This window comes from Pseudomonas sp. TWR1-1-3 (assembly GCF_049896805.1).
Classification (GTDB): domain Bacteria; phylum Pseudomonadota; class Gammaproteobacteria; order Pseudomonadales; family Pseudomonadaceae; genus Aquipseudomonas; species Aquipseudomonas bubulae.
Genome location: NZ_JAFCUZ010000001.1, coordinates 1,053,908 through 1,076,009, shown reverse-complemented (window position 1 = coordinate 1,076,009; position 22,102 = coordinate 1,053,908). Strand labels below are relative to the sequence as shown.

Annotated in this window: 18 protein-coding genes; 11 read left to right on the top strand and 7 right to left on the bottom strand. The window is 58.6% G+C overall.

Annotated features, from left to right (window positions below):
* Positions 1 to 138: 138 nt before the first annotated feature.
* On the bottom strand, positions 139 to 834 hold the full coding sequence (locus ACP7BE_RS04710) for a pirin family protein (RefSeq protein ID WP_426104938.1): 696 nt from the start codon (positions 832 to 834) through the stop codon (positions 139 to 141).
* Positions 835 to 1,091: 257 nt separating this feature from the next.
* Here ACP7BE_RS04710 and ACP7BE_RS04705 point away from each other — a divergent pair, with 257 nt between their 5' ends.
* Both ACP7BE_RS04705 and ggt read left to right on the top strand, forming a co-directional pair.
* Positions 1,092 to 3,563 carry a UvrD-helicase domain-containing protein gene (locus tag ACP7BE_RS04705; protein ID WP_301448757.1) on the top strand — a complete coding sequence of 824 codons (2,472 nt, stop codon included), beginning with the start codon at positions 1,092 to 1,094 and terminating at the stop codon, positions 3,561 to 3,563.
* A gap of 68 nt (positions 3,564 to 3,631) precedes the next feature.
* Positions 3,632 to 5,407 (top strand): gamma-glutamyltransferase, encoded by a 1,776-nt coding sequence (gene ggt, locus ACP7BE_RS04700; RefSeq protein ID WP_426105358.1) that lies wholly within the window; start codon positions 3,632 to 3,634, stop codon positions 5,405 to 5,407.
* An 86-nt stretch (positions 5,408 to 5,493) separates the two neighbouring features.
* Here ggt and ACP7BE_RS04695 read toward each other — a convergent pair whose 3' ends face one another.
* Positions 5,494 to 5,772, bottom strand: coding sequence for a DUF1652 domain-containing protein (locus tag ACP7BE_RS04695; protein ID WP_176464278.1), 279 nt, complete (start codon positions 5,770 to 5,772; stop codon positions 5,494 to 5,496).
* A gap of 241 nt (positions 5,773 to 6,013) precedes the next feature.
* Between ACP7BE_RS04695 and ACP7BE_RS04690 the strand changes: the two genes are divergently transcribed.
* The 4 genes from ACP7BE_RS04690 to ACP7BE_RS04675 are packed head-to-tail and all read left to right on the top strand — an operon-like array spanning position 6,014 to position 9,794.
* Positions 6,014 to 6,832 carry a helix-turn-helix domain-containing protein gene (locus ACP7BE_RS04690; protein WP_095000619.1) on the top strand — a complete coding sequence of 273 codons (819 nt, stop codon included), beginning with the start codon at positions 6,014 to 6,016 and terminating at the stop codon, positions 6,830 to 6,832.
* Between the two features lie 48 nt (positions 6,833 to 6,880).
* Entirely contained in the window at positions 6,881 to 8,287 is a 1,407-nt protein-coding gene (locus ACP7BE_RS04685; protein WP_426104935.1) for an NAD(P)/FAD-dependent oxidoreductase, read from the top strand.
* 31 nt (positions 8,288 to 8,318) lie between these two features.
* Positions 8,319 to 8,660 carry a cupin domain-containing protein gene (locus ACP7BE_RS04680; protein ID WP_095000145.1) on the top strand — a complete coding sequence of 114 codons (342 nt, stop codon included), beginning with the start codon at positions 8,319 to 8,321 and terminating at the stop codon, positions 8,658 to 8,660.
* A 54-nt stretch (positions 8,661 to 8,714) separates the two neighbouring features.
* Positions 8,715 to 9,794: a polyamine ABC transporter substrate-binding protein gene (locus ACP7BE_RS04675; protein WP_095000146.1), complete on the top strand. Its 1,080-nt coding sequence runs from the start codon at positions 8,715 to 8,717 to the stop codon at positions 9,792 to 9,794.
* On the opposite strand, the gene ACP7BE_RS04670 is transcribed toward ACP7BE_RS04675, so the two are convergent.
* From ACP7BE_RS04670 to ACP7BE_RS04650, 5 genes are all read right to left on the bottom strand, one after another.
* Positions 9,795 to 10,769 (bottom strand): 2-hydroxyacid dehydrogenase, encoded by a 975-nt coding sequence (locus tag ACP7BE_RS04670; RefSeq protein ID WP_426104932.1) that lies wholly within the window; start codon positions 10,767 to 10,769, stop codon positions 9,795 to 9,797.
* Between the two features lie 20 nt (positions 10,770 to 10,789).
* The gene (locus ACP7BE_RS04665; RefSeq protein ID WP_426104930.1) at positions 10,790 to 12,085 is read right to left on the bottom strand and encodes an MFS transporter; all 1,296 of its coding nucleotides are present in this window, start codon (positions 12,083 to 12,085) and stop codon (positions 10,790 to 10,792) included.
* 48 nt (positions 12,086 to 12,133) lie between these two features.
* Positions 12,134 to 13,105 (bottom strand): sugar kinase, encoded by a 972-nt coding sequence (locus tag ACP7BE_RS04660; RefSeq protein ID WP_095026224.1) that lies wholly within the window; start codon positions 13,103 to 13,105, stop codon positions 12,134 to 12,136.
* On the bottom strand, positions 13,098 to 13,880 hold the full coding sequence (locus ACP7BE_RS04655; RefSeq protein WP_095000149.1) for a sugar phosphate isomerase/epimerase family protein: 783 nt from the start codon (positions 13,878 to 13,880) through the stop codon (positions 13,098 to 13,100). Before ACP7BE_RS04655 ends, ACP7BE_RS04660 begins: the two co-directional genes overlap by 8 nt.
* An 83-nt stretch (positions 13,881 to 13,963) precedes the next feature.
* The gene (locus ACP7BE_RS04650; RefSeq protein WP_095018558.1) at positions 13,964 to 14,992 is read right to left on the bottom strand and encodes a LacI family DNA-binding transcriptional regulator; all 1,029 of its coding nucleotides are present in this window, start codon (positions 14,990 to 14,992) and stop codon (positions 13,964 to 13,966) included.
* A gap of 658 nt (positions 14,993 to 15,650) precedes the next feature.
* Here ACP7BE_RS04650 and ACP7BE_RS04645 point away from each other — a divergent pair.
* The 5 genes from ACP7BE_RS04645 (at position 15,651) to ACP7BE_RS04625 (ending at position 22,101) form a co-directional block, all read left to right on the top strand.
* Positions 15,651 to 17,093 carry a serralysin family metalloprotease gene (locus ACP7BE_RS04645; RefSeq protein ID WP_426104927.1) on the top strand — a complete coding sequence of 481 codons (1,443 nt, stop codon included), beginning with the start codon at positions 15,651 to 15,653 and terminating at the stop codon, positions 17,091 to 17,093.
* A 57-nt stretch (positions 17,094 to 17,150) separates the two neighbouring features.
* Positions 17,151 to 17,540 carry an AprI/Inh family metalloprotease inhibitor gene (locus ACP7BE_RS04640; protein WP_095000151.1) on the top strand — a complete coding sequence of 130 codons (390 nt, stop codon included), beginning with the start codon at positions 17,151 to 17,153 and terminating at the stop codon, positions 17,538 to 17,540.
* A gap of 121 nt (positions 17,541 to 17,661) precedes the next feature.
* A complete protein-coding gene (locus tag ACP7BE_RS04635; protein WP_138737961.1) occupies positions 17,662 to 19,404 on the top strand; it encodes a type I secretion system permease/ATPase in 1,743 nt (580 codons plus the stop codon).
* A gap of 17 nt (positions 19,405 to 19,421) precedes the next feature.
* Positions 19,422 to 20,732 carry an HlyD family type I secretion periplasmic adaptor subunit gene (locus ACP7BE_RS04630; protein ID WP_222931184.1) on the top strand — a complete coding sequence of 437 codons (1,311 nt, stop codon included), beginning with the start codon at positions 19,422 to 19,424 and terminating at the stop codon, positions 20,730 to 20,732.
* A 13-nt stretch (positions 20,733 to 20,745) separates the two neighbouring features.
* Entirely contained in the window at positions 20,746 to 22,101 is a 1,356-nt protein-coding gene (locus ACP7BE_RS04625; RefSeq protein WP_426104924.1) for a TolC family outer membrane protein, read from the top strand.
* The last annotated feature ends 1 nt before the right edge of the window (position 22,102 follow it).

Sequence of the window (22,102 nt, the reverse complement as noted above, 5' to 3'; positions counted from 1 at the left end):
GATGTTAAAGGCCCAAAGCCTGCCACGATCCTGTCGCCGCTGCCGGCAACGAAGGCTGCGTTCCTCGGCAGCGGCGACAGGAGATTACGCAGCGCACTCTTGCTTCTAACAGGCTGGTCGACCGCCGCAACAGGCGAATCAGGCCACATCCACCAGCACAATCTCGCTGTCTTCAATCGCGGTGACCCGTAGCAGGGTCTCATCGACAACGGCCACACCATCCCGTGCGCTGGCCCGAAGACCATTAACCTCGATCACCCCGGTGGCAGGCACCAGGTAGGCTCGCCGGCCGCTGTCCAGACGGTACTCGGCGGTTTCCCCGGCCTTCAGGTTCGCCGCTACCAGTCGCGCATCGGCACGAATGCGCAGGCTTTCAGGGTCACCCTCCTTGCCGCTGGCCAGGGTCACAAAACCCTCACGGCCGCCCTTGGGAAAAGGCTTGGCGCCCCACGCCGGAGCATCACCCTGCTGGTTGGGTACGATCCAGATCTGGAAGATCCGGGTCGGTGTGGACTCCAGGTTGTATTCGCTATGCGCAATCCCGGTACCGGCGCTCATCACCTGTACATCCCCGGCTTCGGTACGACCCTTGTTGCCCAGATTGTCTTCGTGGCTGATAGCACCTTCGCGGACATAAGTGATGATTTCCATGTCGCGGTGCGGGTGTTTCGGGAAGCCGGTGCCGGGGGCGATCACGTCATCATTCCAGACCCGCAGGTTGCCCCAGTTCATCCGCTGCGGGTCGTAGTATTCGGCAAACGAAAAGTGATGATGGGCGTCCAGCCAGCCGTGGTTTGCTCCGCCCAGCGTATTGAAAGGTCTGAGTTCAAGCATGATGCTTCTCCTGAGAAGGGTGCCAAGGGTTGACCGGTTGGCGATGAGGTGATTCTCCATCAGCAACATATCGATAAAAAGCTGAAAAAATGCGTTAAACCAATCGGTTTAATAGATGCATTGGCAAGCCAGTCAATCGCTATTTACCTTTAAAACAGGCTCTAAACGGCTGATGCCCAAGCAATTAGCTAGAAATCGGCGCGCAATGGGGTGACCATAGCCCCTCCACCCGGACAGCCTCACACCCTGGAGTCAGCGTGCCGCAACACAATCCCGAACTGCCTGAAGACCTTGCCCCCATTACCCGATTGCCCTTGCTCAAGCGCCTTGCCGCGCGTGTGTTTGGCAGTGGCTTGAGCCGTTTGCGCGCGCAACATGCGCCGTCCTGGCTGCAGGGCCAGGCAGACGGGTTCCGCAGCGGGCACAGTGCCGGGGTGGATTACGGTTTCAAGGAGGGGCATGCCGAAGGGCTCGAAGAGGGTCGCCAGGTGCTGTTTATCAGCGATATGCGCCCGCAGGAGCTGCGTGCTCCCGGGATCGACGAGAACCTGTTCGATGACTGGCGCCTGCCGCTGGGCCCGGAACTGAAAAAGCTGATCAAGGCCGACGTGGCTGCCAACCTGCCCGAGCATGCCCAGCCCAGTGCCGCACAGTGGAAGATGATTTTCAGTGATACCCCGTCGACCTCGGTGGTTGCAGGCGCCGGAGCCGGCAAGTCGACCTCGCTGGTGTTGCGCATTCTGCTACTGACCCATTACCTGGGCTTTGAACTCGATTCGATGACCGTGGTGACCTTTACCCGGGAGTCGCGCAAGGACTTTATCAAGAAGCTGCAGGAAATCTTCGCCTTGTGGGGGCGCAATCTGTCGCTCAAGGAAGCCCGGGATGTGGTGCGTACCTTTCACTCGCGGATTTTGCCCATGGTGCGCAGCTTGCCCGGCTATAGCCAGTTACAGGCCTTCGAGACCCTGAATAGCCGCAGCCTGCTCAACGACGACGAGACCGACAGCAACCCGTTTGACCTGCGGATCAACGATGCCCAGCGTCAGCAACTGAATGCCTGTTATCACGGGCTATATAACCGCGATGAGCGCTTCCGTCAGACCCTGGCACCACTGCGACTGCATGCCTTGCAGCTCAAGGAGCTGGAGCGCGACCATCCAGATGTGCAAAAGCGCATGGCGGTGACCGAACTGGCCGCCAGGCGCGACGAAGAACTCTGCGACACCCTGGAAGACCTCTGGTTTGCCGCCGGCGCCTGGCCGATCAAAGGCATTGAGCCCAACCGCGAAACCATCGAGATCAATGGCGCGCAGTTCCATTGCCACGGCTATATTGCCGAGCTGGATGCCTGGGTGGTACTGGGCTTCGATCCCCGTGAAAACCCGCAGATCTGCCGCCCCGGGGCCAAGCTCAGCGTGCGCGCCGAGTGGGCAGTCAAGCGCACCCTGTTTCAAGCTTTTTGCAGCAAACCATTGATATGGCTGGAAAACTACGAGTCTGCGAAGCGTGTAGTCAGTGCCCTCGCCGGGGATGCCAGCGCAGGCCCCGGCTTTGATTACAAGCTCAAAGGTGAGTTGGGCTCGGCGCCTTTGCTCGACAGTTTTGTCGCCGCCGCCAGTTTTATTGAAAACCTGGGGCTGGACGTGGCCGCCGCAGTGGGCGATATGCGCTTTGCCAAGGATGATCCGGACCGTTTCTTTTTTGAGGCCTTGAGCCTGTTCTGGCGGGCGCTGGAAGACCACCTGGTGGCACAGACCCCGCCGGTGATGACCTATAACCGCATGTTCTCCCTGTTTGGCGAGAACACCCCGCAGAACTTCAAGCTGCTCAGCCATGAGCAACTGCGGCCGTTGTCGCATTTGATGATTGATGAGTTTCAGGATGTCTCACCACAGATCGTGTCCTGGCTACGCGCCAGCTTGCGCGAGATCCGCAGCCGTGGCCCGGCCATGCATGTAGGCCGTGGAGCCCAGCGTTCATCGTTGTTGTGTGTGGGCGATGACTGGCAATCGATCTACGGCTGGCGGGGCAGTTCGCCCAAATACTTCATGGAGTTCAACAAGGAATTTCCGTCACCTGCCACCACCCGGGTGATGCTCAGTGACAACTTTCGCAGCCATCAACACATCATCGATGCCGCCGAACATATCGTGCGTGCCGCGCCGTCCATTGCCGGCAAGCGGGCCAAGGCCAGCGGTGAGCCCAAGGTGGCAGTCCCGGTCAATGTGTTGCATCGCGATGACCAGGGGTTGGCCGCGCAGTTGATCGAGCATTACAACGCCGGGGACAGTATCTTGATGTTGTTTCGAAAAAGCAGCGATAAGTTACTGATAGAAAAGGATATTCAATCAGTAGTTAATGTTGATTCTAGGTTGGCGCCGGAAGATCGCAGGCTCAAGCAGCTGACCTATCACAGCTCCAAGGGCTTGCAGGCGGATGCTGTTTTCCTGCTTGGGGATTGTCAGCATCTGACAACCTCACCTTATAAGAACCAGGTTTACCGCATGGCCGGTCTGGGTAAGGAGGGTGACCCCGAGCCGTATGACAATGCCCAGAAAGATGAAATCCTGCGTCTGGCCTATGTCGGTATTACCCGGGCAGTGAAGCATTGTTACTGGTATGTGGAAAACCAGGATGCCCAGGGTCCGAATATCCCCAGGGCCTCGGACCGTGTGCCCCAGGGCAAGGCGTTCTTTCAGGACTTGCGACTCACTGACAATAATTGAAGGAATACCTTTTGATTGATCTCCTGTTTGCCAAAAACAACAGTCTGCGCGTATTCGCCTTGTCAGCCATGGCCCTGTGGACGGCCGGATGCAGTACCGGGGAGTCCGAGCAGCACAAGCCCTCCGAGTTGCCGCCTGCGCCCGAAATAGCCTCGGGTTTGCGTACCGATATGGCCCCGGTACACGCCACCCGGCATATGGCTGCTGCAGCCAACCCGCTGGCCACTGAGGCGGGGCAGCAAATACTGCGCAAGGGCGGCTCGGCAATCGATGCAGCAATCGCCATGCAAGCCGTACTTGCACTGGTTGAACCCCAGTCCAGTGGCCTCGGCGGCGGTGCGTTTATTCTGTACTGGGACGGCAAGCGGGTGCAGGCCTATGATGGCCGCGAAACTGCTCCGGCAGGTGCCACCCCGGGGATGTTCATGGGGGCAGATGGTCAACCGATGCCTTTCTCCGAGGCCCAGATAGGCGGACGTTCAGTCGGCGTGCCCGGGGTGCTCAGGGCGCTGGAAATGGCCCATCAGCAGCATGGCAAACTGCCCTGGAGTGATCTGTTCCTACCGGCAATCAAACTGGCCAGCGAAGGTTTTCCTGTTTCCCAGCGCTTGCATACGCAAATCGCCGCCGACAGGTTTATCGCCGGCTCGGCGGAAATGGCCCGGTATTTCCTTACACCTCAAGGGCAAGCGTTGCCGGTTGGCACCTTGCTGAAAAACCCGGAACTTGCACGCACCTTGCAAAAAATTGCCAGCCGTGGCGCCGATGGGTTTTACCAGGGGGCCGTCGCGCAGGCGATGGTCGACAACGTTCGATCCCACCCTCGTGCCGGGACCCTGTCCCTGGCGGATATCAGTGGTTACCAGGCCAGGGAGCGCACACCGGTGTGTGCGGACTACAAGCAGTGGCAAGTCTGCGGTATGCCACCACCGTCTTCGGGCGGTGTCGCGGTGTTGCAGACCCTGGGGATTCTTGAGGCCCTGCAAGATAAATCCCCGGCCCTCGATCTCGCCAGCATGCCCCCCGTACCGAGCAGCTCCGGTGCAGGTCTTGAGCCTTCGCCTTCAGCGGTACACCTGATCGCAGAAGCCGAGCGCCTGGCTTACGCTGACAGGGCACAGTACCTGGCGGACAGCGACTTCGTACCAGTCAATGTGAAAGGGCTGACGGATAAAGCCTATTTCAGGACGCGGGCCGCTCTGATCGGTGACAAGAGCATGGGCCGTGCCGAGGCCGGTGTTCCGGCAGGCATTAACCTTGCCCTGGCCCCTGATCGCTCGCCACTGCGCATTTCGACCTCCCACATCTCCGCTGTCGATGACCAGGGCGGGGCGATCGCCATGACCACTTCGGTTGAGGCTGCGTTTGGTTCGCACGTAATGACCCAGGGTTTTATCCTCAACAATCAGCTCACCGACTTCTCGTTTATTCCCGAAGAAAACGGCAAGCCGGTGGCCAACCGCATCGAGCCGGGCAAGCGCCCGCGCTCTTCAATGGCCCCGACCCTGGTGTTCGAACGCAAAAGTGGCGAATTGGTCGCAACTATTGGTTCACCGGGTGGCTCGCAAATCATCGAGTACGTCAACAAGTCGGTGGTTGGCCTGCTGGACTGGAAGCTGAACCCCCAGGACGCAATCAGCCTGCCCAACTTTGGCAGCCGCAATGTGGACACTGAGCTTGAGGCTGGCCGGTTCAGCCCGGCGCTGGTGCAACAGTTACAAGACCGCGGGCACAAGGTGGCGCTGATCGAAATGACCAGTGGCACGCAGATTATTGTGCGTGACAACAACGGCTGGGTGGGTGGTGCCGATCCGCGACGTGAAGGTACAGCATCAGGGGATTGATACGCAGTCAAAAGCCCCTTAGCCCAACCCTCTCCCGCACGGAGAGGGTACTGATCTGCCACAGAGCATCTACAGGCGCTGCAAAATCAGGCCTGTGCCTGCCATGCCAGCGGCGGCACAAAACTCTCGAGTTCGTCTTCTACGCATTGAATGAGGCGCCCCACTTGACCGGGGGTCATGACCGCCGAGCAGGGGATACCGGCGACGGTAATCACGGTTTCACCACTGGCACGGTCAAACAAGCGGGCGACCATGCTGCCTGGTGCGTCCATGGTTGCCTCGAAGCCCATCGGGTGGAAATGCCAGCGCATCAGTTGGCAGGCATTGGGGAAGGTGACTTTGTTGATGTTGTCCATGGGGTACATAGAGCAATTCCTTTAGCTCAAGATAAGGGGCGGTTGTTTCTGACCGCATAGGTTTTCAAGTATTTCGTGATCAAACCTACCACCCGGGAGAGTTGCTGCTAAGCCTTATTTTTCCCGCAACCCGGTTGTTTGCCCGTACTTTGATGTGAATCATGCACTTAGGTTATTTATCCGCAGCCAGTACCCATTGAAGCCCATGGGCAAACTCGGCACTCTGTGTTTTTTTACCTTCGAGCCCCCCATGCCAGCTCCAGACGACGGTCCCGAAAATACCCGCGCCACCGGCGAAACCGTGCTGCGTTACCACCTGTGCTGGAAGCATCGGGATCTGGACGGGGTAATGGCGTTGTATCACCCCGATGTGACCTACAACGACTTCTTCCAGAATCGGGTCATGGTGTTCAATGAACTGCGCGAGTATGTGCAGTCGTCCATGCCCAGAGAACCGGATGAAGCCCTTGAGCACAGTGATCGCATCCGTCTGGATGGCAATACCGCCTTTATTCAGTACCGCATGACCTTGCGCGGCAGCCAGGGGTTGGTGTCATTTCGTGCCAGTGAAGCCATTACCGTGCGCGATGGTTTGATCTGGCGCGTCAACGAGTACGCCTCGCTGGTTCATGAGTCAGCCGTCAATCCGGCACGGCAGGGCTCAACACGCCCCGCGGTCAGCCGCCTGGGGCTTTCGGCGCGGCAGCTGGGCTTTATGGCCCGTGACCTGCAAACCTACTTCGAACGACAGCAACCCTGGCTCGACCCCGAGCTGGACTTGCAACAAGTGGCCAAAGCCTGTGGCTATACACGCAATCAGCTGTCGTATCTGTTCAATCAGGTGCTGGGGCAAAGCTTTTACCGCTATCTCAATCACGCACGATTACGCCATGTACTGGCTGCGATGGATGCCGCCGAGACGTCGGTCAAGGTTGATGAGTTGGCCTTTTCGGCAGGCTTCAACTCGATTTCGGCGTTTTACAGCTGTTTTCGCCAGCACACCGGGCAATCGCCCAAGGCTTATGCCAAACAAATTTCTTTGCGGGCACGCACGCAAGACGCGCCCTGATGCCTGCGACTAGGATCGAGCCATTCCTGGATCGGTGTGGAGTCGGCAATGCCAGCATGGTGCTCAATCAGTTTATGGATGGACCAGCTTGGGGAGGAACTCGCACCCCGACCGTCCCTTGAGCACGATCTGGATGTCGATGTGGCTATCATCGGCGCCGGATATACCGGGCTGTGGACCGCGTACTACCTCAAGCGCCATGCGCCTGAACTGAGCATTGCCATCGTCGAGGCACAAACAGCGGGCTTTGGTGCCTCCGGACGCAACGGCGGCTGGCTGATGGGCAACCTGCTGGGCGAAGACCGCTTGCTTGCAGGGTTGCCTGGGGAGCAGCGCCGGGAATCCTTCGACTTGTTGCACGGTATTCCTGATGAAGTGAAGAATGTTATCGATCGTGAGGGTATCGACTGCGATTACCGTAAAGGGGGCGCCTTGTATTGCGCGGCGCGCTACCCGGAGCAGGAGGCCAGCTTGCGCAGTTATCTGGCCAGCCTGTATGCCCAAGGCCTGAACGAATCCGACTACCGCTGGCTCACCCCGGCCGAACTGGCGCAGCAGATCCGTATCAACCGGCCATATGGCGGGATTTTCACACCGCACATCGCCACCCTTCACCCGGCCAAACTGGTGCGTGGTTTGGCCCGCGCCGTTGAGCGCATGGGTGTACAGATCTACGAACAAAGCCCGGTATCCGAGTGGCAGGCAGGGTTCCTACGCACGGCCAGGGCGCAGGTGCGCAGCCGCTGGGTGGTGCCTGCCGTGGAAGGTTATGCCAACACCCTGGCGCCTTTGGGCCGCTATCAACTGCCGGTACAGAGTCTGATCGTGGCAACAGAGCCATTGCCTCAAGCCACGTGGGACGAGATTGGCCTGTGCAAGGGCCAGGCCTTCAGTGAGAGCAGCCGTCAGGTCACTTACGGCCAGCGCACGGCCGACAACCGCCTGGTATTTGGTGCCCGGGGCGGATATCAGTTTGGCGGGCGCCTGCGTGAGAACTTTGACCTCAGCCGCGATGAAATCGAACTGCGTCGCTATTTGTTCAGCGAACTGTTCCCGCAACTGAAAAACGTCGAAATCAGCCATGCATGGGGTGGCAACCTGGGGATGTCGCGACGTTTTCAGCCGCACATGCTGTGTGATCGGCAGCAGGGCATTGCCCTGGCCGGCGGCTACGGTGGCGAGGGCGTGGGGGCCAGCCATCTGGGCGGGCGCACCCTGGCCGACCTGATCCTGCAGCGCGACACCCTGGAAGTCCGCCAGCCCTGGGTCTTGACCGAAGGCGGGTTGGGTGCGCTGAAGAGCTGGGAGCCAGAGCCGTGCCGCTGGCTGGGCTACAACGCAATCATTCGCAGCTTTGTGTACGAAGACAAAACCCTGGCCAACCCCAACAGCCCGCCTTGGCGTCGGCAATTTGCCCGCCGCCTGGCCGGGGTGATGGAAGGCTTTATGAAGTAATCCGACATTTGCGTTCAACAGGAAGCACGCCATGAGCATTACCCAGTTCAAAAACACCGCCCAGGTGACGTTGCAGGAGTCTTTCCCCGTGGCCGCGCCCCTCGGTACACCGGTGGCGGTGACCTCGGTGACCTGCGTGGAACGTAACGACGGCGTCGAAACCGGTATCTGGGAATGCACCCCGGGCCGATGGCGCCGGCAGATCATGGAGCAGGAGTTCTGCCACTTCATTCAAGGACGCTGCACCTTTACCCCGGACAACGGTGAAACCCTGACCATAGAAGCGGGCGATGCACTGATGTTGCCTGCCAACAGCACCGGTATCTGGGATATCCAGGAAACCGTGCGCAAGACCTATGTATTGATCCTTTGATCGCCGAAACCTGCCTATAAAAACAGCTGCCCAAAACATGCAAGGAATCGAATCATGATCCGTATAAGCCTGTTGCCCCTGATGCTGGCCACTACCTTGTGTCAGGCCGGTGAAACCGTAAAAGTCTATAACTGGTCGGATTACATTGCCCCTGACACGATGAAGAACTTTCAGCGCGATACCGGCATTGCTTTCAGCTATGACCTGTTTGACAGCAACGAAACGCTGGACGGCAAGTTGATGACGGGCTCATCCGGTTATGACGTGGTGTTTCCGTCCAACCACTTTATGGCGCGGCAGATCCAGGGCAAGGCGCTGAAGAAGCTCGACAAGAGCCAGTTGCCAAACTGGAAGAATCTCAACCCGGTGCTGCTCAAGGCACTGCAGGTCAATGATCCGGGCAACGAACATGGTTTTCCTTACCTGTGGGGCAGCACCGGCATTGGCTATAACATCGCCAAAGTAAAAGCCGTGCTGGGGGATGACGCGCCGGTGGATTCCTGGGATCTGATCTTCAAGCCCGAGAATATGGAGAAACTCAAATCCTGCGGCGTGGCGATTCTGGATAATGGCCCGGAGATCTTGCCAGCGGCACTCAACTACCTGGGGTTGCCTCATCACAGCAAAAACCCGGCTGACTACAAGAAAGCTGAAGAGATGCTGCTCAAGGTCCGACCTTATATCAGCTACTTTCACTCATCGAAGTACACCAGCGACCTGGCCAACGGCAATATTTGCGTGGCCGTAGGCTTCTCTGGCGATATCTTGCAGGCCGAAACCCGCGCTAAAGAGGCCGGAAATGGCGTCGAAATCGGTTATTCGATTCCCAGGGAAGGTGCCGCCATCTGGTTTGACATGGTTGCCATGCCCGCCGATGCACCTGACGAAAAAGCTGCTTACAGCTTTATGAACTACCTGCTGCGCCCGGATGTAATGGCCGGGATCACCAACTACGTGCACTACGCCAATGGCAACGAGCAGGCCGATGCCTTGGTCAGCCCTGAAATCAAGGCTGACACCAAGGTCTATCCAACCCCCGCCATGATGGACAAGCTGTTTGCCCTGGAGGCCATGCCGCTGAATATTGACCGGGTACGCACGCGTGTCTGGACCAATATCAAAAGCGGCAAGTAACTAGCGCAATGCTTGCGGGTTGACCAGATTGGCCGGGCGTTCACCGGCCAATGCCGCCAGCAGGTTTTCGACCGCGCAACGGGCCATGGCCTCGCGCGTTTCGAAGGTGGCCGAACCGATATGTGGCGTGGCCACCACGTTATCCAGCTTCAGCAAGGGCGAGGTCAGTTCCAGCGGTTCGCGCTCGAACACATCCAGCCCGGCAGCGCGGATCTGGCCTTGTTGCAGGGCGTTGATCAGCTCCGCTTCGTCCACCACTTTGCCTCGGGAGATATTGATAAAAATGCTCTCGCGGCGCATCAGGGCAAATTGCTCGGCGCCGATCAAACCCTCGGTTTGTGCGGTCAGGGGCAAGGTCAGGCAGATAAAGTCGGCTTCTTGCAGCAGCTCGTCGAGGCTGCGGTACTGCGCATTGAAACGCGCCTCTACTGCGGGTTTGGGCGAGTTGCTGTGGTAAATCACCGGCATGCCGAAGCCAAAATGGCCGCGCTGGGCCAGGGCTTCGCCGATGCGGCCCATGCCGATAATACCCAGGGTCTTGCCGTGAACGTCGGTGCCGAAATGCTCGGGGCCAACGTTTTTCACCCATTGACCATTGCGCACCATATTGGCCAGTTCCACCACCCGCCGGGCGCTGGCCAGAACCAGGGCAAAGCCGGTGTCTGCAGTGGTTTCGGTGAGCACGTCAGGCGTGTTGGTGAGCTGGATCTTGCGCTCGGTCATATAGTCGATGTCGTAGTTGTCGACACCCACCGACACACTGGCGACTGCTTCAAGGTTCGGTGCCAGGTCCAGCAGTTGCGCATCCAGCTTCAGGCTTGCGCCCAGAATGCCTTGCGCCCGGGGCAGGGCGGCACGCAGTTGGTCCATGCCTGCGGCGTCAAGCTTCTTGATCAGCGTGATATCGGCCTGGGCTTGCAGGCGCTGCATCAGTTCCGGGGACAGTTCTTTGTAGAGCACTACATTCTTTTTCAAGGGATTCACCGACATTGAATTCAAGAGTGGGCCAGACGTTGCGAGGTGCTGTGTTGCGGCGCAGCAGGGTCTTTGGCAGCGGGTTTGAGCATGAGGGTCAGCAGTACCGAGATCAGCAGCGCGCCGCTCATGAGCAGAAAGGACGGCCCCGTCGAGCCGGTGGAGCTGTTCAGGTAACCCACCAGGTATGAACCGGCAAACGAGCCCAGTGCGCCCATGCTGTTGATCAGCGCCATTGCGCCACCGGCCACGTTGGAGGGCAGGATTTCCGGAATGATGGCGAAAAACGGACCATAAGGGGCGTACATGCAGCCCCCGGCAATGACCAGGAGCGCGTAGGACCACCAAAAGTGTTCAGCGCCCAGCATGTAGGAAGCGTAGAACGCCACAGACGCGATCAGCAGCGGTGGCCAGACGAAGCGTTTGCGCTTTTGCATTTTGTCCGAGCCCCAGGACACCACCAGCATCGCAATCACGGCTGCCAAATAGGGCAGGGCCGAGAGCCAGCCAGCTTCGATCATGTCCATCTGCGCGCCTTGCTTGAGAATCGAAGGCAGCCACAGGACAAAGCCGTAGACGCCGATGCTCCAGCAGAAAAACTGCAAGGCCAGCAGGATAACGGCGGGCGTACGGAACGCTGCAGCGTAGTTTTTCACCGGCTTGAGGCCCACTTGCTCGGCATCCAGTGCGCTTTGCAGGTCTTGTTTCTCCTGATTGCTCAGCCATTTGGCTTCGCTTGGACGGTCATCGGCCAGGCGCCACCAGATAAAGGCCCAAAGCACTGCAGGCAGACCTTCGACGATAAACATCCAGCGCCAGCTGTAATGCTGCACCAGATAACCCGATACCACTGACATCCACAACATGGTCACCGGGTTGCCCAGGATCAGGAAGGTGTTGGCCCGCGAGCGTTCGGCACGGGTGAACCAGTGGCACAGGTACACCAGCATGGCCGGCATTACGGCGGCTTCAACCACTCCGAGGGTAAAACGGATAACAATCAGCCAGTAGGCGTTGGACACCACGCCGGTCAATGTGGCCAGGCTGCCCCAGAGGATCAGGCTGACAAAAATCAGCTTTTTCACACTGTTTCTCTGGGCGTAGATCGCCCCGGGTACCTGGAAGAAGAAATAGCCAAGAAAGAACAGCGCGCCCAGCAACGACGACAGCCCGGGAGTGATGTTCAGGTCTTCGGCCATTCCTGAGGCAGCTGCGAAACCGTAGTTGGCACGGTCAAGGTACGCCAGGCTGTAGGTGATAAACACGATCGGCATGATGTACCACCAACGACGGGCGGCGAGTTTTAGGGATTGCATAGAGGGTGCTCCTGAGCTTGTTTTTGTTTTTTCGCAGCAGGTGACAGGTCAAGCAGATAGCGGTGTTTCAAGAGGCGCGTGCAGCGCGTTGTAGTGGTTCAGTTCGTCGCGGGTGGGCAGGCCTTCCATATCGCCGCGGCTCTGTACGGCGCGACTGCCAATCCAGTTGCCGCGCTGTACGGCCTCGGCAAAACCGAGATTTTCCAGCAAGGCACTGACTACCCCGACGGCAAAGCCATCACCGGCACCCACGGTGTCGATAACGTTGGCCACCGGCACAGCCGGGACAAACTGCTCAACCTGGGCGGTGCGATAAAACGCGCCTTTGGCCCCCAGTTTGATAATCACGGCTTCAGCACCCTGATCGAGATAGAAGGCGGCGATATCGGACGGGTCTTCAAAACCTGTCAGTAGCCGGCCCTCACTCAAGCCCGGCAGAACCCAGTCGGCGTGGGCAGCAAGCGCATTGATGTCGCGAATCATCTGTTGTTCGCTGGCCCACAACGATGGGCGCAGATTCGGATCGAACGACACACTGTTACCTGCTGCGCGCATCGACTTCATCAGCTCAAAGGACAGTTCATTGCAGCTGGCCGACAGCGCAGGCGGTATGCCGGTGGCGTGCAGGTGGCGGGCGCCGAACAACTGCGGGTTGAGCACGGAGCGGTCCATATGGCTGGCGGCCGAGCCCCGGCGGAAGTACTCCACCTGTGGGTCGCTGCCGTCGTCAACGCGGGATTTGAACTGAAAGCCCGTGGGATGTTGCGTATCAGTGGTCACGTACTGGCAGTTCAGCCCTTCGGCTTGCAGTGCATGGCGTACAAAGCGCCCCAGGGAGTCTGCGCCCACTCGGCTCAACCAGGCGACATTGAAGCCCAGTCGCGCAAGGCCAATGGCCACGTTGCTGTCCGCCCCGGCGATGCGTTTGTGGAACCGTTCGACCAGGGCCAGATCGCCAGTTTCTTCAGCCACCAGCATGGCCATGGTTTCGCCAAACGACAGCACATCGACCTTAGACATGGCTCAACTCCTGTTGTTTTTGGCTCAAGCGCGCCAGTACGGCGACGTGTTCCTGGGTCAAGCCGTCCAGATCCGAGCCCTGCAGCGGATATTCGATGGCCCGGGTCAGGCCGTGGGGCATATGGGTCATCAGGTGCTGCCAGTGCTGCAGGTCGGTGTCGGTTGGCGGTGTGGCGACCAGTTTGCCGTCCGGGCGACGGCTCACGCCTTTACAGTGCAGGTAGGTGACGTAGCGGCCCAGCAGGCGGGCTGCGGTACTGGCCGACTGATCCTGCCAGTGCCAGTTGCCTATATCGAAGGTCATGCTGATTGGCGCTTGCTGTTGTTCAACCTGATCGAAAAAACGCTGCATGGGCTCAATGCGCCCGCCGTAGGACGTCTGGTCGTTTTCTACCAGCAGGCGTACAGGTTGCTGGTTGAGCAGGGCAGCGAGGTTTTGCAGGTCACAGTGTTCGGTGAAATAGCCCAGTGACACTTTCAGCCATTGGGCGCCGAAAGCGTGGGCGCGCTGCAAGGTGGCCAGCAGTTGGGTATTGGGCCGCGATTGCCCGGCTTCCCACAGTTCCAGTGGCGATGAGAACACGCATTCAAGCCCGTTATCCTGCACGGCTTGGCTGAATGTGGTCGGATCTTCTGTGGTCAGCAGTTCTTCGCGCAGTTCGATGCGTGACACACCGGCGTTGGCCAACACTTCAATAAAGCTGGCCTGGCCGCGCTGGCGAACCAGATCGGCACCGTAGCTCGACAAACTGATGGAAACGGGAAATGTAGTCATTGTCATTATTCTCTGAAACCGGTTTCATTTTGTTGTGCATCAAACGGCCGGTAACCGGGTCAAGGTTGTCAGCCGGTAATGTGTCAGGCAGTCATGGGTGATCGGGTTGAGCCGCGAACAATCAATTGAGGGGCAAAATCCAGTGCCAGGGGTGCAGATTTGTCACCGCCCAGGCGTTTAAGCAGGCAGTCAAAAGCGCTGGCACCGATCTGTTGCGTAGGCTGGGCCAGGGCAGTGATGCCGTTACCCACCAGCGGGAACCATTCCAGGTCATCCAGGGCAATCAGGCCCACGTCTTCAAACAAGCGGCAATTCAAGTCGCGCAGCACTTGGGTACAAGCCAGCGCAGCCAGGCCGTTGGCACAAAATATGGCCTTGGGGCCGTGGCCGGGTGCTTGCATGAAGGACTGGATGGCAGCACGAAGGCCTGTACCGGTTTTTACTACGGCGCCGTGCAGGGCAGGGCGCGCGGCCAACTGGCGGGTAAAACTGTCGATGCGCTCGATTCGCGAACTGGTGCCATCGACCGGCTCACTGACCATCAGCACATCGCGATAGCCCTGCTGCTCAAGATGCTCCACAGCCATGCGCACCGCGTCAGCGTTATCGAGGCCGACCAGATCGGTATGCAGTTGCTCGACTTTGCGGTCGATCAGCACGATGGGCATTTCCTGATGCAGTTCTTGCAGTGCGTCAGGGTCATGGCCAAGGGTGTTAAGGATCAATCCTTCGATATTGTAGGAGCGTAGCGCTGCCAGATGCTGACGCTCTTGCTCGTCATTACGGTCGGTATTGCACACCACCAGGTTGTAGCCGTGCAGGCGGCAGGCGGTTTCGACGCCGTGCATGACGGCAATGGAGTAGGGGTTGCGGATATCGGCCACCAGCATGCCGATCAGCCGTGTGCGTCCGCGTTTCAGGCCACGGGCCATTTGATTTGGGCGATAGCCCAGGTCATTGATGGCGCGCTCGATCCGTTCGGCGATGGCTACGGAGAGCAAGGCGCGGTCTTCGCCGATAAAGCGTGACACGCTGGCCTTGGAGACGCCGGCGCGCTGGGCAACATCGAGCATGGTTACGCGGGAGCGTTGAGCTGCGGAAAAACTGTTCACGGCCTGAAACCTTTTATTGGTGTTATCGCAGGCGATTTCGCGGGTGGGCGCTGAAACCGGTTTCATGGAAACCCAAATACCCTGATGACGTCAAGTGACAATGGTTTTAGGGATACCCGGACCTGTAGCCGCTGAGGAGCGAAGCGAGGCTGCGATCGGCTGCGCAGCAGTCGTAAAACCAGGCCGCTCGACCTCTCAAGCATACCGAAATTGCCGGTTTTACGAGCGCTTCGCGCCTCAGCGGCTACAACGATCAGGCAACTTGCTAGTTGCGACGCAAACTTGTCAGTTAGCGACGTTGCACATATAAAAAACGAGAAGTTGCCGTGGCGAGAAAGTTATATGACGAGTGCTATATCAATCTGCTTTCGGCCCAGGTTAGAGACGAGCGGGAAGCCGTTTAATTTAACTTTTTATAATTAGACCAGGCAGTCAGTTAGTGGCCGATAACGGATAAAAAAATACTGCCGGTCAAGTATTCAATGTTTCCGGGAACTTGCGCCGTTTGCGCAAATAAGCCGTAAAAAAGTACTGGACTAAATATTTCAGGTTGTGTCAGTTTTGCTCCGCCATAAACGGCGAGTGATAGGACGATCTCGCCAAGGGGTCGTCGTGGTCTGTCAATAAACTTTCTACTGCTAAACAAGGAAATGTTTACATGTCGAAACTTAAAGAGAAAGCGGCACTGTCCGTTGGCCAGGTACAAGCGGCAAGCGCCAGCAGTTCTGCCTTCACTCAGATTGATAACTTTAGCCATTTCTATGATCGTGGTGATCATCTGGTCAATGGCAAACCTTCGCTCACTACCGACCAGGCCGCCGATCAGCTCACGCGTTCCGGCGCCAGTTGGCACGACCTCAACGGCGACGGTGTGATCAACCTTACCTACACGTTCCTCACGGCACCGCCGGTGGGTTACGCGACCCGTGGCCTGGGCACTTTCAGCCAGTTTTCCTCGCTGCAGAAAGACCAGGCCAAGCTGTCGCTGGAATCCTGGGCCGATGTGGCCAAGGTGACCTTCACTGAAGGCGCTGCAGTCCGTGGCGGTGATGGCCACATGACCTTTGCCAATTTCAGTGCAAGTAACGGCGGTGCGGCGTTTGCCTATCTACCCAGCAGTTCGCGCAAGGGTGAGTCGTGGTACTTGATCAACAAGGACTATGAGGTCAACAAGACCCCGGGTGAAGGCAACTATGGTCGCCAGACCCTGACCCATGAAATCGGCCATACACTGGGCCTGTCGCACCCGGGTGACTACAACGCCGGCAATGGCAACCCGACCTACCGGGATGCGGTGTATGGCGAAGACACCCGTGCCTACAGCGTTATGAGCTACTGGAGTGAAAGCAACACCGGCCAGCATTTCACCAATAGTGGCGAAGGTGCTTACGCCTCTGCGCCATTGCTGGATGATATTGCGGCGGTGCAGAAACTCTATGGCGCCAACCTCGAAACCCGCGCTGGCGATACGGTCTATGGTTTCAACTCCACCGCCGATCGTGATTTCTACAGCGCGACGTCTGCCAGTTCCAAGCTGATTTTCTCGGTGTGGGACGGTGGCGGCAACGACACCCTGGACTTCTCCGGCTTTAGCCAGAACCAGAAGATCAACCTGACTGCAGGCTCGTTCTCCGATGTTGGCGGCATGACCGGCAACGTGTCGATTGCCCAGGGCGTCACCGTGGAAAACGCCATTGGCGGTTCGGGCAACGATCTGCTGATCGGCAACAGCGCTGACAATGTGCTCAAGGGCGGCGCCGGCAACGACATTATCTATGGCGGCGGCGGTGCTGATACCTTGTGGGGCGGTACGGGTTCAGATGTGTTTGTGTTTGGCGCGGTGTCTGACTCTGCGCCGGGTGCAGCCGATATCATCATGGACTTCCAGTCCGGTATCGACAAAATTGATGTATCGGCCATCACCAAGCTGGCCGGGCTTAACTTTGTCGAGGCCTTTACCGGCCGTGCCGGTGAAGCGATTGTCAGCTATGACACGGCCAGCAACCTGGGCCACTTTGCGGTCGATTTCAGCGGTCATGCCGTTGCCGACTTCCTGGTGAACACTGTGGGCCAAGTGGCAACTTACGACATCGTTGTCTAAGCCTGCCGGTACACGGGCAGCGCGCAAGCGCTGCCCTCTGCCAGGAAGCCTGAAATCATGAGTCATTTGGCATACCGTTTATTCAGGGCAGTGGGGTGTATCGCCGCACTGCTGACTTTTACCACAGAGAGCGCCATGGCCAATTCCTTGCTGTTGATGAGCCCCGCACAACTGGCGGGCAGTTGGACGTTTTACCTGCAGGGCGATGCAAAAGAGGCCTGCAAGGTGCAGTTGATTGCCGAACATAAAACCTTCAGTGCGCAAGTGAAGTGTTTGAAAACATGGTTGGGCGAAGTGCCAAAAAGTTGGTCGCCAACACCGGACGGTCTGTTTCTGATGGGCGAGGATGGAACAGCACTGGTGCATATGAACCGGATTGAGCCCGGTCACTATGAAGCAAAGATCAAACCCAAAACAGTGTTGGTGATGGTGCGTGGCAATCATTAAGTTGTACTGAAATTGTAACTTCAATCGCGCGAGGCTGGGCGCCCCCTGTTAGGAGCGGCGCAAGTGCGCCTGTCAGTTTTATTTATGTGCGAAAGCCGTACTTATCGATCAAGGACGATTCATGAGGCGATTGAAAAACAGCACCGTTGCGCCGTTGATACATGCACTGGCTGACTATAAGAGCATTCTGGTCAGCGTGGGCTGCTTTACTGCCCTGATCAATATATTGATGCTGGTGCCATCGATTTACATGCTCCAGGTGTATGACCGGGTACTGTCGTCACAGAACACAACAACGCTGGCCATGCTGTCATTCATGGTGGTGGGTTTTTTCATCTTTATCGGGATGCTTGAAACGGTCCGCAGTTTTATTGTGATCCGCATCGGCAGCCAGCTGGAGCGCAGGTTCAACCAACAGGTGTACCGCGCCGCGTTTGAGCGCAACCTGTTCAGCGGCCAGGCCCACGCCGGGCAGGCATTGGGGGATTTGACCCTGATCCGCCAGTTTGTCACCGGTCCGGCGCTGTTCGCCTTCTTTGATGCTCCGTGGTTTCCCGTCTATTTGTGCGTGATCTTTCTGTTCAGTCCCTGGCTCGGTCTTATGGCGACGGCTGGGGCACTGCTGCTCATAGCCCTGGCGTGCATCAATGAAGTGATGACGCGCAAGCCCCTGAGCCAGGCCAGCCTGTACTCCCAACAATCCAGCCAATTGGCTACCAGCCACCTGCACAATGCCGAGACCATTCAGGCCATGGGCATGCTGGGAGTGTTGCGCCAACGCTGGTTTAACCTGCATTCGCGATTTCTGGCCGAGCAAAACAAGGCCAGTGACACCGGCGCAGTGATTGGTTCGGTGAGCAAAACCTTGCGCTTGTGCCTGCAGTCACTGGTGCTCGGCCTGGGTGCCTTGCTGGTGATCAACGGTGATATGAGCGCGGGCATGATGATTGCCGGTTCGATTTTGATGGGCCGTGTGCTGAGCCCCATCGATCAGTTGATCGCTGTCTGGAAGCAATGGAGCTCGGCAAAGTTGGCCTATCAACGCCTGGACAGTCTGTTGCGCGAGCATCCGCCCAGTGAAGACAACATGCAGCTGCCAGCCCCCATGGGTCAGGTGAGCTTTGAACAGGTCAGTGCGGCACCGCCGGGACAGCGCCTGCCCACCTTGCATCAGGTCAGCTTTAGCCTCAATGCAGGCGAGGTGCTCGGTGTGCTGGGTGCGTCGGGTTCGGGCAAGTCGACCCTGGCGCGGGTACTGGTAGGCGTCTGGCCGACGCTGGCGGGCACGGTGCGTTTGGATGGCGCGGACATTCACCAGTGGAACCGCGATCAATTGGGCCCACATATCGGCTACCTGCCCCAGGACATCGAGCTGTTCAGCGGCAGCATTGCCGAGAATATCGCCCGCTTTCGTGAGGCAGATCCCCGGCAGGTGGTCGCTGCGGCGCAGCAGGCCGGGGTTCACGAGATGATTTTGCGTTTGGCGCAAGGTTACGACACGGTTCTGGGGGACGAGGGCAGTGGCCTGTCGGGCGGGCAAAAGCAGCGGGTCGCTCTGGCGCGTGCCTTGTATGGCAATCCGCGGCTGGTGGTGCTGGATGAACCCAACTCCAACCTCGATGCCGTCGGTGACGCAGCCCTGACCCGGGCCATTGCTCACCTCAAGGCGCAGGGCTGCACCGTGGTGCTGGTGACGCACCGTTCGGCGTCGCTGGCCCAGGCCGACAAACTGCTGGTACTCAATGAAGGTCGCTGCCAGGTGTTCGGGCCAAGTGCCGAGGTGCTCAAAGCCTTGTCCGGGGCCCAGCAGCAACACGCCGCGCCGCAGGCGGCCAGTATCAACCGTCAGAGTGCTGAAGCATGAGCAAGGACGCTGGATTGATGAATGACCACAATCAACCGCCCGTGCGCGAGCGCGGGGCGGGATTTTACGTGCGGGCAGGCTGGGTGCTGACCCTGGTCGGAGCGGGCAGCTTTTTTCTCTGGGCCAGCCTTGCACCGCTGGACGAAGGCATACCGGTACAGGGTACGGTGGTGGTCTCGGGCAAGCGCAAGGCAGTGCAGTCGTTGGGTGCCGGAGTGATGAGCCAGATTCTGGTGCGCGAGGGCCAGACAGTACGTCAGGGCGAGGTATTGTTTCGACTGGACCAGACCCAGGTTGAAGCTGACGTGCAATCCTTGCGCGCGCAGTACCGCATGGCCTGGGCCAGCCAGGCGCGCTGGCAAAGCGAGCGTGACAACCTGGCACGGGTGAGTTTTGCGCCGGAATTGAGTCTGGACCCTGACCCTCGGCTGGCCCTGGTACTGGAGGGGCAGCAGCAGTTGTTCAGTAGCCGGCGCGAAGCCTTTGCCCGTGAACAGGCCGGGCTCAAGGCCAGTGTCGAAGGCGCAACCCGGCAACTGGACGGTATGCGTCGTGCGCGCAGCGATCAAATAGCGCAGGCCGACTCCCTGCGCCAGCAGTTGAGCAACCTGCGCCCCCTGGCTGAAAAAGGGTATATCCCGCGCAATCGCCTGATGGAATACGAGCGGCAGCTGTCACAGGTGCAGCAGGATTTGGCGCAGAACGCCGGTGAAAGCGGGCGTATCGAGCAGGGTATTGTGGAGTCGCGGCTCAAACTGGCGCAGCACATCGATGAATATCAGAAGGAAGTGCGTAGCCAACTGGCCGATGCCCAGCTCAAAACCCTGACCCTGGAGCAGCAACTGACTTCGGCCGGGTTTGACCTGCAGCACAGTGAAATCTCTGCGCCAGCTGATGGCATCGCAGTCAACCTCAGCGTGCATACCGAAGGCGCGGTGGTGCGGGCGGGCGAAACCCTGCTGGAGATCGTGCCGCAGGGCACCCGCCTTGAGGTCGAGGGACGCCTGCCGGTGCATCTGGTGGACAGGGTGGGCAGCCAGTTGCCAGTGGATATTCTGTTTACGGCATTCAATCAAAGCAGCACACCGCGTGTGTCGGGGCAGGTCAACCTGGTTTCCGCCGACCAGTTGCTCGATGAAAAAACCGGCATGCCGTACTACGTGCTGCGCAGTTCGGTGAGTGATCAGGCGCTGGAGAAACTCAACGGGTTGGTGATTAAACCTGGCATGCCGGCCGAGATGTTTGTACGCACGGGCGAGCGCTCGCTGCTCAATTACCTGTTTAAACCGCTGCTGGATCGCGCAGGGTCTGCGTTGACTGAGCGCTAGGATGCTGCCATTTATGAAAACAGCTTCGATGTTGGGCCTGGGCCTCGCGCTGTGGGCGGGCCTCGCAGCCAGCGCACAGGCACTGGGGCCGTTTCAGGTATATGAACAGGCCTTGCGCAATGATCCCGAGTTCCTCGCCGCCATCAAGGCGCGGGACGCGGGCCTGGAGAGTCGCAATATTGGTCGTGCCGGGCTGCTGCCCAAACTCTCGTACAACTACAACAAAGGCCGCAATAACTCCCAGGCCACCTATTTGAATGAGCGTGGCAATACCCACGACGACCGCAACTACAACAGTTATGGTTCGACCTTGACCTTGCAGCAGCCATTGATCGATTACGAGGCGTACGCCAATTACCGTAAAGGCGTGGCCCAGTCGCTGTTTGCCGATGAGACATTTCGCAGCAAAAGTCAGGAACTGCTGGTGCGGGTGCTGACCCATTACACCCAGGCGTTGTTTGCGCAAGACCAGATCGACAATGCCCGGGCCAAGAAAAAAGCCTATGAGCAGCAGTTTCGGCAAAACGAGCATATGTTTCGCCAGGGCGAGGGCACCCGCACCGACATTCTGGAGGCCGAGTCGCGTTACGAGCTGGCCACTGCCGAGGAAATCCAGGCCCATGACGAGCAGGATGCGGCCTTGCGCGAGCTGGGCGCGTTGATTGGCGTGGCCACCCTGGATATCGATGAGCTGACGCCATTGACCCGCAGTTTCAGCTCATTGCCGCTGGAACCGGGGAGTTTCTCGAGCTGGCATGAAATGGCACTGGAGAGTAATCCGTTACTGGCGTCGCAGCGTGAGGCGCTGGAAGTGGCAAGGTACGAAGTTGAACGCAACCGGGCAGGGCATCTGCCCAAACTCAATGCCTATGCCAGCGTGCGAAAGATGGAATCCGACAGTGGCAACACCTACAACCAGCGCTACGACACCAACACCATCGGCATTGAGATCAGTGTGCCGCTGTATGCAGGGGGCGGGGTGTCGGCCTCGGTGCGTCAAGCCAGCAGCAATCTGGCCCAAGTGGAGTACGAGCTGGAAGGCAAAACCCGTGAAACCCTTATCGAACTGCGACGCCAGTTCAATGCCTGCCAGTCGGGCGTGAGCAAACTACGGGCTTATCAAAAAGCGCTGATTTCAGCCGAGGCGCTGGTCGTATCGACCCGTCAGAGCATTCTGGGCGGGGAGCGGGTCAACCTCGATGCGCTAAACGCCGAGCAGCAGCTGTACAGCACGCGGCGTGACCTTGCGCAAACCCGTTACGACTATCTGCTGGCCTGGACCAAGCTGCATTTTTACGCAGGCACCCTGGGCGCGCAGGACCTGGCACGGGTCGATGAAGCGTTTATCGCGCCGGGGCAAGCATATTGAT